The following is a 14,747-nucleotide window of genomic DNA, read 5'->3' as shown; positions in this document are numbered from 1 at the left end:
AGTGATGTTCCACAGCGATCAGGGTAGCCACTATACGAGCAGGCAGTTCCGACAGTTGCTGTGGCGTTACCGGATCAAACAAAGCATGAGTCGGCGGGGTAACTGTTGGGATAACAGTCCGATGGAGTAGTTCTTCCGCAGCCTGAAGACAGAATGGGTGCCGACAAAGGGTTACAACAGCTTCAGCGAAGCAGCTCATAAAATTACCGATTATATCGTGGGATATTACAGCGCACTCAGGCCGCATGAATATAACGGTGGGTTGCCACCAAACGAATCAGAAAATAGATACTGGAAAAACTCTAACGCGGTGGCCAGTTTTAGTTGACCACTACAAACACCACTTTCACTACGGGCATAAAAAAACGGCGATCGTAACGATCGCCGTTGCGGTATAGCGGTTATTACGGCTGCTGTGTGCGCGACAACGCGCGTTATTTCAGGCCGGCGGCGTCACGCAGCAGTTCAGCTTTATCGGTCTTCTCCCACGGGAAATGCTCGCGGCCGAAGTGGCCGTAGGCAGCAGTTTCACGGTAAATTGGCTGCAGCAGATCCAGCATGGTGATAAGCCCGTAAGGACGCAGGTCAAAAAACTCGCGCACCAACGCCGTCAGATTATCCGCCGAGATCTTTTCAGTGCCGAAGGTTTCAATGGTGATGGAGGTCGGCTCAGCCACGCCGATGGCGTAGGACACCTGGATTTCACAGCGTTCGGCCAGACCGGCTGCAACGATGTTTTTTGCCACGTAGCGCGCGGCATAGGCGGCCGAACGGTCCACCTTGGACGGATCCTTGCCGGAGAAGGCGCCACCGCCGTGGCGGGCCATGCCGCCGTAGGTGTCGACAATGATCTTGCGGCCGGTCAGACCGCAATCGCCCATCGGGCCGCCGATGACAAAGCGGCCGGTCGGGTTGATAAAATACTTGGTCTGGGCGGAGAGCCACTCCGCGGGTAGAACCGGCTTGGTGATCTCTTCCATCACCGCTTCTTTCAACTGCGGCAAGGCGATATCTTCGGCATGCTGGGTCGACAGCACCACGGCGGCGATACCCACTACCTTGCCGTTGTCGTAGGCGAAGGTGACCTGGCTTTTGGCGTCCGGACGCAGCCAGGGCAGGGTCCCGTTTTTCCGCACCTGTGACTGGCGCGCCACCAGACGGTGCGCGTAAGTGATCGGCGCCGGCATCAGCACATCGGTTTCATTGGTGGCGTAGCCGAACATCAGCCCCTGGTCGCCCGCGCCCTGTTCCAGCGGATCGGTGCGATCCACGCTCTGGTTAATATCCGGAGACTGTTTACCAATGGCGCTCAGCACGGCGCAAGAGTTGGCGTCAAACCCCATATCTAAATGGATGTAACCGATCTCGCGGATAGTGCTGCGCGTCAATTCTTCGATATCCACCCAGGCGCTAGTGGTGATTTCGCCGCCCACCAGGACCATGCCGGTCTTAACATAGGTTTCGCAGGCGACGCGCGCCTTGGGATCCTGCGCCAGAATGGCGTCCAGCACGGCGTCGGAAATCTGGTCCGCGATTTTATCAGGATGCCCTTCTGAAACAGATTCAGATGTAAATAGCTGTTTAGCCATTGGTCTTTTTACCTTTGGATGCGGGTCGGAAATGACTGCGTAGCGCTGGGGAGACGGGGCACCCGCACTGCACGATGCCCTGATGATGACGGTACGCGTCATGCTGCCTCCCCCGGAAACTGTCGTTCAGCAGTAAAACAGTTAATCAGTATAGAAGGATTAACTTCTGGATGGTTATTTTAGGGTAGGGTCTTGGTTGAACGCCAGTAATTTTTTGGCTGAAATAAATCAGCCCGATACTACAAAGGACAAAAAATGTCAATAAAGTGACATAGGCCAATTTTATTTTGCTTTTTACACCTGCGGCGATATAAAATCGCGCGCGCTAACATCAGGTAACGTAAAAATTAACCGAAAAAGCGCACAAACCTTTTACACTCAATTTCCTGCCCCGGTTGCGGACCGTGTTTGCTCAGGAGACAGGATTCATGATGCGTACGATGCCAGTCGTTTCTGCCCCCCTTCTCCCGTGTGTGGCGCGTCGGGCCGCCTGCGCCACCGGCGCCGCGTGTATCCTTTCTTGTCGAAGTCGCCACCCGGACCGGAGCGGCTCAGGACGCCCGGGCCGGCTAAGTGCCGCGGAGTTCTGATTTCGGGTCAGTCGGCCTTTCATGCGATCCTAATTGATAGCGGAACGCCATCCTGTAGCACGAAGTTCACCAAGGTGTTTTACAATTACTGTCTGGATAGACCGGACACCGGCGGCGTTTGGTGGCGTTTCTTGCCGCTCTCGTTGCGCGCGGGCGGGCAGGATTCCGTTGCCGGCGCTTACCTGATTAGGGCCGGCAAGCGGGCTTCGCGTCCGGGGAGGATGCCGCCATGACTGACTCGCGACCGAACCCGCGGAGCCGCGCGGCGCGGCTCGACAAGACACTTTGCGCTCAATGCAGGAGGTAGCCATGAACGACAGCGACGCCAGTAAAATGCTGCGAACCTATAACGTCACGTACTGGGGCAATAACTACTATGACGTCAATGAGTTAGGTCATATCAGCGTTTGCCCAGATCCGGACTTCCCCGAATCGTGCGTCGATCTGGCCGAATTGGTGAAACAGCGTCAAGCCGACGGCCAGCGTCTGCCGGCGCTGTTCTGTTTTCCGCAGATCCTGCAACACCGCTTGCGTTCCATTAACGCCGCTTTCCAGCGCACGCGGGATTCTTTTGGCTATCAGGGCGGCTATTTTCTGGTTTACCCGATTAAGGTCAACCAGCACCGCCGCGTTATCGAGTCGCTGGTCAACTCCGGTGAGCCCCTGGGTCTGGAGGCCGGCTCCAAGGCGGAGCTGATGGCGGTGCTCGCCCATGCCGGCATGACCCGCACGGTGATTGTCTGCAACGGCTACAAAGATCGGGAATATATTCGTCTGGCGCTTATCGGCGAGAAAATCGGCCATAAAGTCTATCTGGTGATTGAAAAACTTTCCGAAATTACACTGGTGCTTGAAGAGGCAGAGCGGCTAAATGTCGTGCCGCGCCTTGGCGTCCGCGCCCGTCTAACCTCTCAGGGCTCCGGCAAATGGCAATCCAGCGGCGGCGAGAAGTCTAAATTCGGTCTGGCAGCGGCGCAGGTACTGCAATTGGTCGATCTACTGCGCGCGCAAGGCCTGCTGGACAGTCTGCAATTATTGCATTTCCATTTGGGTTCCCAATTATCGAATATTCGCGATATCGCTTCCGGCGTGCGTGAGTCGGCGCGTTTTTATGTTGAATTGCATAAACTAGGGGTCCATATTGAATGTTTCGACGTCGGCGGCGGTTTGGGGGTCGATTATGAAGGCACCCGCTCTCAATCCGACGGCTCGGCCAATTATGGCCTGAACGAGTATGCCAACAATGTCATTTGGGGCATCGGCGATGCCTGTAATGAATACGGGCTGCCGCACCCAACGGTCATTACCGAGTCCGGGCGGGCGGTAACGGCGCACCATACCGTGCTGGTATCGAATGTTATCGGCGTGGAGCGCAATGAATTCAGCGACCCGCACCCGCCGGAGGCGGACGCCCCGCGCCCGCTGGAAAGCCTGTGGCAGACCTGGCAGGAGATGCAAGAGCCGCGCAACCGCCGTTCGTTACGTGAATGGTTGCACGATAGCCAGATGGATCTGCATGATGTTCATACGCAATATACCCACGGTATGCTGGATTTGACGCAGCGTGCTTGGGCGGAGCAGCTGTATCTCAGCATTTGCCGCCTGATCCAGACCCAGCTCGACCCGAGTAATCGCGCCCACCGGTCGATTATCGATGAATTGCAGGAACGTATGGCGGATAAGCTGTACGTAAACTTCTCGCTGTTCCAGTCAATGCCGGACGCATGGGGTATCGACCAATTGTTCCCGGTTCTGCCGCTGGCGGGGCTGGATAAACCGCCTGAAGGGCGTGCGGTGCTGCTGGATATTACCTGCGACTCTGACGGTACCATTGATCATTATGTTGATGGCGACGGCATCGCCACCACCATGCCGATGCCGCCCTATGATGCCGATAATCCGCCGGCCCTCGGCTTTTTCATGGTGGGCGCCTACCAAGAAATCCTCGGTAACATGCATAATCTGTTCGGCGATACCGCGACCGTCGATGTGTATGTGTTCAAGGACGGCAGCATGGAATTGAACGAGTCGGACGAAGGGGATACCGTCGCCGATATGCTGCGCTATGTGCAACTGGATCCCGACGTGTTGCTGACCCGTTTCCGAGACCAGGTGAAAGACACCGATCTGGATGCTGGACTGCAAAGTGAATTCCTGGAGGAATTCGAGGCGGGCCTGTACGGTTACACTTATCTGGAAGATGAATAACGTTAAGTAAGGAATGAAAATGACGACCCTGGGTTATAATTACGATAACTCGCTGGTATCGAATGCTTTTGGTTTCCTACGTCTACCGCTGAAATTCAACCCCTATGCCACGGACGCCGATTGGGTCATCACCGGTATCCCGTTCGATATGGCCACCTCCGGGCGTGCCGGCAGCCGGCACGGGCCCGCCGCGATACGCCAGGTTTCCACCAACCTCGCCTGGGAAGGCTGCCGTTGGCCCTGGGATTTCAATGTGCGTAAGCGCTTGAAGGTTGTCGATTGCGGCGATCTGGTGTATGAGTTCGGCGATGTGCAGGATTTTTGCGATAAATTGCAGGACCACGCCGAGCGGCTGCTGGCGGCCGGCAAGCGGATGCTGTCGTTCGGCGGCGATCACTTCGTTACCCTGCCGTTGCTGCGCGCCCACGCCAAGCACTTTGGCAAAATGGCGCTGGTGCATTTTGACGCCCACACCGATACCTATGCCAACGGCAGCAAGTTCGATCATGGCACCATGTTTTATCATGCGCCAAACGAAGGGTTAATCAGCCCCGCGCATTCGGTGCAGATAGGCATCCGCACCGAGTTTGAACGCGATAACGGTTTCACCGTGCTGGATGCGGGACAGGTTAATGACCGCAGCGTTGATGACATCCTGGCACAGGTGAAGCAGATTGTGGGTAACCTGCCGGTCTATTTGACCTTTGATATCGACTGTCTCGATCCTTCGGCGGCGCCCGGCACCGGCACGCCGGTTATCGGCGGCCTGACCAACGATCGGGCGTTGAAGCTGGTGCGCGGGCTGCAACCGCTGAATATCGTTGGTATGGATATCGTCGAGGTCGCGCCGGCCTACGATCAGGTGCAGATCACCTCACTGGCTGCCGCCACATTGGCGCTGGAAATGCTTTACATCCAGGGCGCCAAGCGCGGCGACGACTGACGGGAAAGACGGTGTGCTGGATAACCCCTGAGATTTTGTCAGCACGCGCTAAGGGTGCGCCAGGCGCGGGACTTGCGCGACGTCCGCTTCTGCGCCCACCGTGGCAAACGACTTGACCTGTCTGCTTTCACCCGTGCCGCAGTCGGCCACGCCGTTTGCCCGCGTGTAAGGTCTAGTTCAATAACAGCAGACACGACAAGTCATCGCCATAATTCAGTTTATCGATGAGCGCATCAAGCTGGGCCCGGAAATGGGCGGAGTGCATCATCACGGTGGCGATGACTAAAAGTTAACTGAACCTCTTCTTCCGATACGGCGCGGCCAGGCAACTGTCATTAAGCAGTTTTCTCCATTCATTATCCAACTATTTGCCAATTCTCGGGCATAGCCGCCTGCAACGTTTCGTCTTGCAGACCAAAAAATTGCATTGTATCGCCAACCGAGGAAAATAAATGTTATCGCGATCGTCCCGAGTTGGTGAAAAAACGCAGCATCACCAAAAGCAAAGAGAATTTGAAGTGGTGTCTGGCCGTTGTGGTGATAGCCTTTCTTTTTTGATAAATCTGGCCGTCGGTCAACTCCTTGACGAGCGAAGTAAACAGACTTTCCACCCGCGGGTAATTCTCCTCCACCCGATAATTCAGCGATTGTAAGAAGATCATAAACTGTACTAAAGCATACAGGTTGTCTTCGATAAAGGGGCTGTGCGCCATAATCAGATGGCGGCAGAATAACTGAATAATCTGCTGCTCCTGGGTAACGTCATCTCGCCGAGTGCTGCCGACAGACTCGGTGATTTTAGTGCGTTTAACGGTGGTTTTTCCCTCATATTTTAAGGCATCGGGATCAAACAGTACCAGGCGGACCACTTCCGGACACGACAAACTTAATGAATGCTGACGATAACTCTGGATGGACGTTTCAATGCGTGGATAGGTTTGGCAGGTTCGGCTCAATGCATTCGAACCCAGCGTCAAGTAGATGTTGCACAGTTTTTTTGGGTTGAGAAAAGGGCAATCGCCATCCTCTTTTAGCGCGATCTATTAGACGTAGCGCTGAGTATGCTGTTCTGAGCTATGGGGAATTAGATATTTTTCGGTAATATCTTTCACTTCAATTTGATGAGTAGCCTTATAGATTTTGTAGGTTTTTTATCTATATGAATCCCCCACCCGCGGCAGTAGTGGGAGAGGCATTGCTCGCCTCGGCATTTAAAATTTCTATAAAACACAGGCGTGATCTCACGATGCAGTTTCATGCAGTAGATTCTGGTATTAGGGAAAGTAGGGGGCACGTTATCAGCTGAGGTCGCCCGGCAATCGTCTTAAGACCGCGACGAAAGCACATCGTTTTACGACCGCCGGCAGAGGACTCCTCTGGCAGCGTTTTAGCCGGGTGTTCAGGCTTGCCAGTCCCCGGCACCCCAGCACCTCAGCACCTCAGCACGCTCGTCTCCCGGTCGTGACGGCTAACACGTATCCAGAGCGGTTAACAGACCGTCGGCCAGTAGACGGCATTGTTGGAATTGTCATGGCCCCGGCGCGATAATTTTGCGCCATTAAAAAGATCTGTATCACAAAATCCGCAAATTTATTCCTGCCGCGAGCAGATTTGATTATTTTAGATGAAGCGATTCAGTCATCAGCTTGGCGATCGCGGCGGACGGGACCCCGGCAAGTGATGTTGCGTGCAGTCTTACTCCCCGAGCGGATGACAAAAGCGGGCACAGGCGTTATTTCGTGATTATAGTTGATAACAGAGAATTATTAGTCATACTGACATGCTTTGCGCGTCGCAGGCAGGTCGCCCGCCGCGGTGAGCGGGCATAGGACAACGTTTAAGCGTTTAATATGTCAAAGAATCAGGCCTGGCCCATTAGTATTGAATAGACGGGGCCGCAAGTGACTATTGGTCCGGTGTGAGAAAGCCATTCCCCGCCGCTCAGACAATTTAGCAAGCATCAAACAAGAGGGTTCACCATGGCTGTAATTAAGATGACCGATCTGGATCTGGCTGGTAAACGTGTATTTATCCGTTCCGATCTGAACGTGCCGGTTAAAGACGGGAAAGTGACGTCCGATGCGCGTATCCGCGCCGCTCTACCTACTATCGAAGCCGCACTGAAACAGGGCGCGCGCGTCATGGTGACCTCCCATCTCGGACGCCCGACGGAAGGGGAATACAACGCCGAGTTTTCTCTGCAGCCGGTGGTGGATTATCTCAAAGATAAACTCTCCGCGCCGGTGCGTCTGGCCAAAGATTACCTTGATGGCGTGGATGTCGCCGAGGGCGAACTGGTCGTGCTGGAAAACACGCGTTTCAACAAGGGCGAAAAGAAAGATGACGAAGCCCTGGCGAAGAAATATGCCGAGCTGTGCGACGTGTTCGTGATGGATGCCTTTGGTACCGCCCACCGCGCCCAGTCCTCCACCCACGGCGTAGGTAAATTCGCGGCCGTCGCCTGCGCCGGCCCGCTGCTATTCAATGAGCTGGAAGCGCTGGGCAAAGCGCTTGATAACCCGGCCCGGCCGATGGTGGCCATCGTTGGCGGTTCAAAAGTCTCCACCAAGCTGACCGTATTGGATTCGCTATCGAAAATTGCCGATCAGCTCATAGTTGGCGGCGGCATCGCCAACACCTTCGTTGCGGCGCAGGGGCATAACGTCGGTAAATCGCTCTATGAAGCTGACCTGATCCCGGAAGCCAAACGCCTGCTGGAAAACAGCGATATTCCCGTACCGACCGATGTTCGCGTCGCTACCGAATTTTCTGAAACCGCGACCGCAACCTTGAAATCCGCCAGCGAAATTCAAGACAATGAACAGATTCTGGATTTAGGCGATGTTTCCGCCGCCCGCCTGGCGGAAATTCTGAAAAACGCCAAAACCATTTTGTGGAATGGTCCGGTCGGCGTGTTCGAGTTCGTCAATTTCCGTAAAGGCACCGAGGTGGTAGCCCGCGCTATCGGCGATAGCGCGGCATTCTCTATCGCCGGCGGCGGGGATACCCTGGCGGCCATCGACCTGTTTGGCATTGCCGATCAAATCTCCTATATTTCCACTGGCGGCGGCGCTTTCCTTGAATTTATCGAAGGCAAGAAACTTCCCGCGGTGCTCATGCTTGAAGAACGCGCGAAACAATAAGTATTGAGCGGGCGGACGCCACCGGCGTTCGCCGTCGCCGCGGCTGATACACAGGCTCGGCCGCGGTGAGAAGTCACCCCTTTTAATGGCCTACAAAACAGGACAAAGTAATATGTCTAAGATTTTAGATTTTGTTAAACTAGGTGTCATCACCGGTGATGACGTTCAGAAAGTGTTCGCTATCGCGAAAGAAAACAACTTTGCCCTCCCCGCCGTCAACTGTATAGGCACCGATTCCATTAACGCCGCGCTGGAAGCGGCCGCCAAGGTGCGCGCGCCGATCATTGTGCAGTTTTCCAACAGCGGTGCTGCCTTTATCGCGGGCAAAGGCTTGAAAGCCGCAGGCCAGACTGCGGTTGTCCTGGGCGCGGTGTCCGGCGCGCTGCATGTGCATCATATGGCCGAACACTACGGCATTCCCGTTATTCTGCATACCGACCATTGCGCCAAAAAGCTGCTGCCGTGGCTTGACGGACTGCTGGACGCGGGCGAGAAACACTATGCCGCCACCGGCAAACCGCTGTTCTCATCCCATATGATCGACCTGTCCGAAGAGTCGCTGGAAGAGAACATCGAAATCAGCGCGAAATATCTGACGCGCATGGCCAAGCTGGATATGACGCTGGAAATCGAGCTGGGCTGCACCGGCGGCAAAGAAGACGGCGTGGACAACAGCCATCTGGATAACTCCGCGCTGTACACCCAGCCGGAAGATGTCGCCTATGCCTATGAAAAACTGCATGCCATCAGCCCGCATTTCACCATTGCGGCCGCGTTCGGCAACGTTCATGGCGTTTACAAGCCCGGTAACGTCCAGCTGACGCCAAAAATTCTGGATAATTCGCAGAAATACGTGTCGGAAAAATTTGGTTTGCCGGCCAAATCTCTAAATCTGGTCTTCCACGGCGGTTCAGGCTCTACGCCGGAAGAAATCAAGGAAGCCGTCAGCTACGGCGTGGTTAAAATGAATATCGATACCGATACTCAGTGGGCCACCTGGGAAGGGATTCTGAAGTATTATCAGAAGAACGAAGGTTACCTGCAGGCACAGCTGGGCAACCCGGAAGGCGCCGATAAACCCAACAAGAAGTTCTACGACCCGCGTGTGTGGATCCGCGCCGGTCAAGCCTCCATGGCGACGCGCCTGGAGCTGGCCTTTAAAGAACTGAACGCTATCGACGTACTGTAACTGAGTGGCCCCCACACCACGCGGGCAGCGCGGTGTGGGGCATGTGTTCTCTCCCGCCGTGATGCACGTCGGACGTTAACCACCGCGCTATCCACCGGAAAGTCGTCTCTCCTCTGGATGGCGCGGTTTTTTTGTGGTCTGAGCCGGGAGCTGACGCCCTATCGTGGCGGGCAACGCTCAGAGATGACAAGGGCCGCAGGCTTTATTAACCCCATGAAACATCGCACCCGTTTTGCCAATGCCATTGGCACGATAGGTCGTTGTGGTATAGGCTTAATACTGTCTTGTCATCGGCGTCAGGCCGAGGGGGCTTTGAAATACACCAGAGCGGGAAACCTAAATGGAAGATATAAACGTTGTTGATAAAATCAATCATGCCAGCAACTGGCTGGTTAATAACCAAGAGTTACTGATCCATTACGCGGTCAATATCGTCGCCGCGATTATTATCCTGTTTAGCGGTTTGCTTATCTCGCGGATCGTCGCCCGTACACTGAATCGGATGATGAAGGCGCGCCACATCGACGCCACGGTCGCCGATTTCGTCTCGGCGATTTTGCGCTACGGCATCGTGATTTTCACCCTTATCGCCGCCCTGAACCGGATAGGCGTACAAACCGCCTCGGTTATCACCGTTATCGGTGCCGCCGGTTTGGCTATCGGTCTGGCCCTGCAGGGGTCCTTGTCCAACTTTGCGGCAGGGGTGCTGCTGGTGACCTTCCGCCATTTCCACGCCGGCGACTATGTGAATTTTTCTGGCACTTCGGGTACGGTGTTGGTGGTGCAGATCTTCTCCACCACGCTGAAAACCTATGACGGCAAGATTGTGGTGATGCCCAATAGCAAAATCCTTTCCGGCAATATTACCAACTTCTCCCAAGAGCCGAACCGGTTAATCGATACCATTATCAGTGTCAGCTATGATGCCGATATCAATGTCGTGAAGAAGCTGATTACCGATATTCTGGTCGCCGATAACCGCGTGATTCAGGATATGGGCCTGACCGTGCGGTTAAATGCACTTGGCCCGTCCTCGATGGATTTCATGGTGCGAGCCTGGGTTCCGCGCCGCGATCAGCAAAACGCCACTTTCGACCTGCTGGAAAAAGCCAAGGTTGCGCTGGATGAGCATCAGATCGGTATTCCCTATCCGCAGATGGATGTGCATCTCTATCGTACGCCGAAAGCGCGGGCTGAGCAGGAGCAGCAAACGGCCAGCGCCGCGACCTCATCGGACGCCGCCCGTGCCGAGGAAGAGAGCCAGCAGGTGCAATCGCAGCCCGACGCGGATACCGGCAAGGCAGTCGCCTAAGCCGGCGCTAGAGGGTGCTGTGCGCCGCCAAGACAGGTTAGGGTGGGGCCGCATGTCGTCGCCTGGCAACGGTAAATGCCCGGCGACGCGGTATTTCCCATCCCTGATACCTGCGTCCCGTCAGCCTGTGGGCGCTGCGCAAGGCACCTGAACCGTTTTCCTGAGCGGCCTGGGTCTCATTGCGCACCGTCGCACGCCAAATTATCATTTCCCCTTGCCCGCGCCCCTCCGGCGCGGGGGCATACATTAATGCCGCTTATCGGGGATAAGATCACTCCACTTCAACCGCCACCGAACGGCCGGTAAACTGCCCGCCTCAACAGGCAACCAGCAGGGCGGCATATGTGACGTTTGTTCATCAAGGATTTTTTCTCGGCATGGCCTTGATTGTGCCTATCGGGCCGCAGAACGTGATGGTGATGAATCAGGGGATACAACGGCAATATTTTTTGCTGGCCGCGACGCTGTGTTTCATCAGCGATCTGTTGCTTATCTGCGCGGGGGTGTTCGGCGGCGCAGTGACGCAGGGCGATAAGCGGGCAACCGCCGGCAGTAGCCGACGTAGAATGCTATTGACCATTCTCGCGGTGACCTGGCCAATCTTCATGTCTACCCGGACACGGTGGTGATACTCGGCAGCGACGCCGGCCAATTGGCGCCTGCGGATCGCGGCTGGTTTGCCGGCGGCACCATATCAGCGCTTCACTGGTCTGGTTTTACGGGTTAGTGGATGTTCAGGCTGCTGATTGCTTTTTAAGCAATCCGTGCCGCATCGACGCTATTCAGAACTTATCCTATAGTTTTGATCATCGGCAACAGGATAGGCTGGCAACTGGTATAAACGTAATGGTAAAAAACTGCAAATAACGTTGTCCCTCGAGGGAAAAGGGGGATGATATACTTGGTTACGTTACACATTCAGCAAGTCATATTCCCCGGGAGGAAGCGTGAAGGTAAAAGCACTGGTGTTGACCGCCATCGTAGAACTGGGAGCCCATATCATGCCGGCTTTGGCGGCCGAATTGCCGCAGGGACCGCATGTTGTCGCCTCGGGGACACCCTCCGTCAATGCGACGCCGAATATTGCCACGCCGTCTATTGAGGTGTCCATTTCGTCCAAAGATGCGGCGGATGCTAATAAAGCAGGCCGCTGACCGCGTTGCGCAATATTTCGACTTCCCCAAGAAGGACAGCATCGCCAGTAAAGATATCAATGCCGCCAATTTACGTACTCAGCCGGAATACGATTATCTTAAAACCGGCGAGTCAGTGCTGAAAGGCTATAAAGCGGTGCGCAAGGTGCAGGTGACCCTGCATCAGCTGGATAAGCTCAATGAATTGCTGGACGGCGCGCTAAAGGCGGGCTTGAATAAAATCCGCTCGGTGGATCTGGGCGTAGCTAATCCCGAGCAATATCGCGCTCAGGCCCGTTAGAAGGCGATTGATGACGCTACGGCGCAGGGGCGGGCGCTGGCGGAAGGCTTCCACGCTTCGCTGGGGCCGGTATACCGCATTTGCTATCATGTCGCCAACTACCAGCCGATGACGGTGGTGCGGATGTTCAAAGCCACCAGCGCCTCCGCCCAGGTCGATGCCGATCAAACCTATGCCCAGCAATCGATTCACTTCGACGATCAGGTGGACGTCGTGTTTGAAATGAAGCCGCAGCCCTAATCTCACCGCATCAGGGTCGGCGTAGCGTGGTTGTTCATCTCGCCCGCTCGATCGCAGTTCGGCACGGTGGAAAGTGGTTAACTGCGCCCGCCCGCAGTGCAACACGCCGGAGAAGGGCTAACCGCGCCGGCCCTGCAGGCGTTGAGCACGGCAGGAGGGCCTTTATCGTACCGCCGCACGCGGCGCGCGCATGGCGGAGTACACGGCTGACCGGGACCGGGCGCGATGGCCCCCACAGCGCACAGGCCGCCTGACGCTGGGCCTGATGACCATGGTCCAGCAAGGTGTCTGTCACTTTACGCATCATACGGCTTTCCGGCGCAAAACGGTGCCAGTACAGCATGCGGCGCTGATACAAACCCGGCGTCAAATCGATAAGCTCGCGCTGCTCCAGCTCGCGTTCGATTTGCAAATGCGAGATCATACAGCAGGTGGTGCCCTGTCGTGCCAGCTGCACAAAGGCCTCCGAGGAATTAACGATATAGCACAGGACGCTGCCGGGAGAGAGATCAAAGTTTTGCTGCAAGAAGGACTGGTGCATATCGTCGAGATGATCAAACGCCACAGCGGGCGCTTTGAGTAAGGCGCTGCGGCTGACGCCATTGGGGAAGTAACGGGCCGCGATCGACGGCGACGCAACGAGCAAATAATCGAGCGCGCTTAGTCGGTCCACCAGGCAGCTCGGGAGCGGCTGGGGTTGAATACTGAGCCTACCACTTCGCCGCGACGCAGGCGTTCCTGGGTACAGGTTTCGTCTTCTACCTGTAGATTTAATCAGGTCGGCGAATCGTTCAGCACCGATTTAAGCACCGGCAGTAGACAGGCCGTAAGACTGTCGGCGTTAACCGACAGCGACAGCAGCAAAGGGGTATCGCTGCCGGTATCCTTGCCCGGCCACTCCTCTTCCAGCAATTCCACCTGATGCAGCAACGCCAGTAATTTATGTCCCTGCTCAGTAGGGCGTGGGAGGGATCGTGCGCACCACCCGCTGCTGGCCAAACAAGTTTTCCAGCTGTTTAATGTGCTGCGACGCGGCCGACTGGGTAATACACAATTTCTGCGCGGCACGTTCAAAACCGCGCTCACGTATTACGGCGTCAAACGCCTGAAGCGTCCGATAATTTGGGTGTTTCATTCATCTTCCCCTGTCAGCATGATATCCCTGCACTATGCCATAGTTTTACACAATTGCGTGCGCAATGTCTCGCGCTCGACTCACGGCCTCGTGCGGCCGAGGTTGTGGTAATCTTCACGTCGTTGCCGCGAAGATTGATTTATACTGGCGCCCACACGGAATTGCATACGGGCAAAAAGAGACCATGACGCAGGATGAACTGAAAAAAGCGGCGGCCTGGGTCGCGCTGAAATATGTCCGGCCCGGTGCGATTTTGGGCGTGGGGACCGGCTCTACCGCGGCGCATTTCATCGACGCGCTGGCCTCCGTCAGGCACCAAATCGACGGGGCGGTATCCAGCTCCGAGGCATCGTCTGCCAAATTGCAAAGCCTGGGCATTCCGTTATTCGACCTGAATGAGGTGGATTCTCTGGATATTTACGTCGATGGCGCCGATGAGATTAACGGCAGCATGCAAATGATCAAAGGCGGGGGGGCTGCGCTGACCCGCGAAAAAATCGTCGCCGCCGTGGCGCGTAAGTTTGTTTGTATCGCCGATGCAAGCAAGCTGGTGGACGTGCTCGGCGCCTTTCCGCTTCCGGTGGAGGTGATCCCCATGGCTCGCACCTGGGTGGCTCGCGAATTGGTTCGCCTGGGCGGTTCGCCGGTTTATCGCCAGGGCGTGGTGACCGACAACGGTAATATCATCCTGGATGTCCACAATCTGGCCATTATGGATGCGGTGCCGCTTGAGGAGCAAATCAACAACATCCCAGGCGTGGTTACCGTTGGCCTGTTCGCGCGTCGCGGCGCCGATGTGGCGCTTATCGGCAGCGAGCAGGGCGTCAAAATCATTAGCTAAACCGATCGTCGGCGTGCGGAGTTGACCGCACGCCGTCGCCGAGGTCCATAAAAATACGATGATTGGTGTTATTGTTACACCCTGGTGTGTGGGTGTCATTTGCACAGTTGCGGTCTTGCGGGC

Annotated in this window: 9 protein-coding genes and 3 pseudogenes; 9 read left to right on the top strand and 3 right to left on the bottom strand. The window is 55.7% G+C overall.

The window, feature by feature from the left end:
* A pseudogene (locus tag ACTBDU_RS12705) lies at positions 1-328 on the top strand (integrase core domain-containing protein); the annotation flags it as partial.
* A gap of 106 nt (positions 329-434) precedes the next feature.
* Here the strand turns inward: ACTBDU_RS12705 and metK are convergent.
* A complete protein-coding gene (gene metK / locus ACTBDU_RS12700) occupies positions 435-1,589 on the bottom strand; it encodes a methionine adenosyltransferase (protein WP_438806704.1) in 1,155 nt (384 codons plus the stop codon).
* Positions 1,590-2,473: 884 nt separating this feature from the next.
* Between metK and speA the strand changes: the two genes are divergently transcribed.
* Positions 2,474-4,387 (top strand): biosynthetic arginine decarboxylase, encoded by a 1,914-nt coding sequence (gene speA / locus ACTBDU_RS12695; protein ID WP_438806703.1) that lies wholly within the window; start codon positions 2,474-2,476, stop codon positions 4,385-4,387.
* A 19-nt stretch (positions 4,388-4,406) separates the two neighbouring features.
* Positions 4,407-5,330 carry an agmatinase gene (gene speB, locus ACTBDU_RS12690; protein WP_438806706.1) on the top strand — a complete coding sequence of 308 codons (924 nt, stop codon included), beginning with the start codon at positions 4,407-4,409 and terminating at the stop codon, positions 5,328-5,330.
* A 455-nt stretch (positions 5,331-5,785) separates the two neighbouring features.
* Here speB and fliB read toward each other — a convergent pair whose 3' ends face one another.
* Positions 5,786-6,370 (bottom strand): flagellin lysine-N-methylase, encoded by a 585-nt coding sequence (gene fliB, locus ACTBDU_RS12685; protein WP_438806705.1) that lies wholly within the window; start codon positions 6,368-6,370, stop codon positions 5,786-5,788.
* 939 nt (positions 6,371-7,309) lie between these two features.
* On the opposite strand from fliB, the gene pgk reads away from it, so the two are divergent.
* The 5 genes and pseudogenes from pgk to ACTBDU_RS12660 all read left to right on the top strand — a co-directional run bounded on the left by pgk (position 7,310) and on the right by ACTBDU_RS12660 (position 12,648).
* Positions 7,310-8,473: a phosphoglycerate kinase gene (gene pgk, locus ACTBDU_RS12680; RefSeq protein WP_438806702.1), complete on the top strand. Its 1,164-nt coding sequence runs from the start codon at positions 7,310-7,312 to the stop codon at positions 8,471-8,473.
* A 112-nt stretch (positions 8,474-8,585) separates the two neighbouring features.
* A complete protein-coding gene (gene fbaA / locus ACTBDU_RS12675) occupies positions 8,586-9,662 on the top strand; it encodes a class II fructose-bisphosphate aldolase (RefSeq protein WP_438806701.1) in 1,077 nt (358 codons plus the stop codon).
* A 340-nt stretch (positions 9,663-10,002) separates the two neighbouring features.
* Positions 10,003-10,974 (top strand): small-conductance mechanosensitive channel MscS, encoded by a 972-nt coding sequence (gene mscS / locus ACTBDU_RS12670; protein ID WP_438806700.1) that lies wholly within the window; start codon positions 10,003-10,005, stop codon positions 10,972-10,974.
* A 344-nt stretch (positions 10,975-11,318) separates the two neighbouring features.
* Complete coding sequence (locus ACTBDU_RS12665; RefSeq protein WP_438806699.1) at positions 11,319-11,603, top strand: LysE family transporter; 285 nt, start codon at positions 11,319-11,321, stop codon at positions 11,601-11,603.
* 318 nt (positions 11,604-11,921) lie between these two features.
* Positions 11,922-12,648 (top strand): annotated as a pseudogene (locus ACTBDU_RS12660) (oxidative stress defense protein).
* A gap of 250 nt (positions 12,649-12,898) precedes the next feature.
* Here ACTBDU_RS12660 and ACTBDU_RS12655 read toward each other — a convergent pair.
* Positions 12,899-13,783 (bottom strand): annotated as a pseudogene (locus ACTBDU_RS12655) (LysR family transcriptional regulator ArgP); the annotation flags it as partial.
* Positions 13,784-13,967: 184 nt separating this feature from the next.
* Here ACTBDU_RS12655 and rpiA point away from each other — a divergent pair.
* Positions 13,968-14,624, top strand: a complete 657-nt coding sequence (gene rpiA, locus ACTBDU_RS12650) for a ribose-5-phosphate isomerase RpiA (protein ID WP_438806698.1) — start codon at positions 13,968-13,970, stop codon at positions 14,622-14,624.
* Positions 14,625-14,747: the final 123 nt, after the last annotated feature.

Source organism: Sodalis sp. (in: enterobacteria) (assembly GCF_051710625.1).
Taxonomy (GTDB): Bacteria; Pseudomonadota; Gammaproteobacteria; order Enterobacterales; family Enterobacteriaceae; genus JBPESN01.
The sequence above is the reverse complement of the archived record's forward strand: the minus strand, read 5'-3'. Positions and strand labels throughout refer to the sequence as shown.

Coding starts and splice junctions, on each gene's coding strand:
- mscS (WP_438806700.1), top strand. CDS start 10,003: ATGGAAGATATAAACGTTGTTGATAAAATCAATCATGCCAGCAACTGG.
- speA (WP_438806703.1), top strand. CDS start 2,474: ATGCAGGAGGTAGCCATGAACGACAGCGACGCCAGTAAAATGCTGCGA.
- rpiA (WP_438806698.1), top strand. CDS start 13,968: ATGACGCAGGATGAACTGAAAAAAGCGGCGGCCTGGGTCGCGCTGAAA.
- speB (WP_438806706.1), top strand. CDS start 4,407: ATGACGACCCTGGGTTATAATTACGATAACTCGCTGGTATCGAATGCT.
- fbaA (WP_438806701.1), top strand. CDS start 8,586: ATGTCTAAGATTTTAGATTTTGTTAAACTAGGTGTCATCACCGGTGAT.
- pgk (WP_438806702.1), top strand. CDS start 7,310: ATGGCTGTAATTAAGATGACCGATCTGGATCTGGCTGGTAAACGTGTA.
- metK (WP_438806704.1), bottom strand. CDS start 1,589: ATGGCTAAACAGCTATTTACATCTGAATCTGTTTCAGAAGGGCATCCT.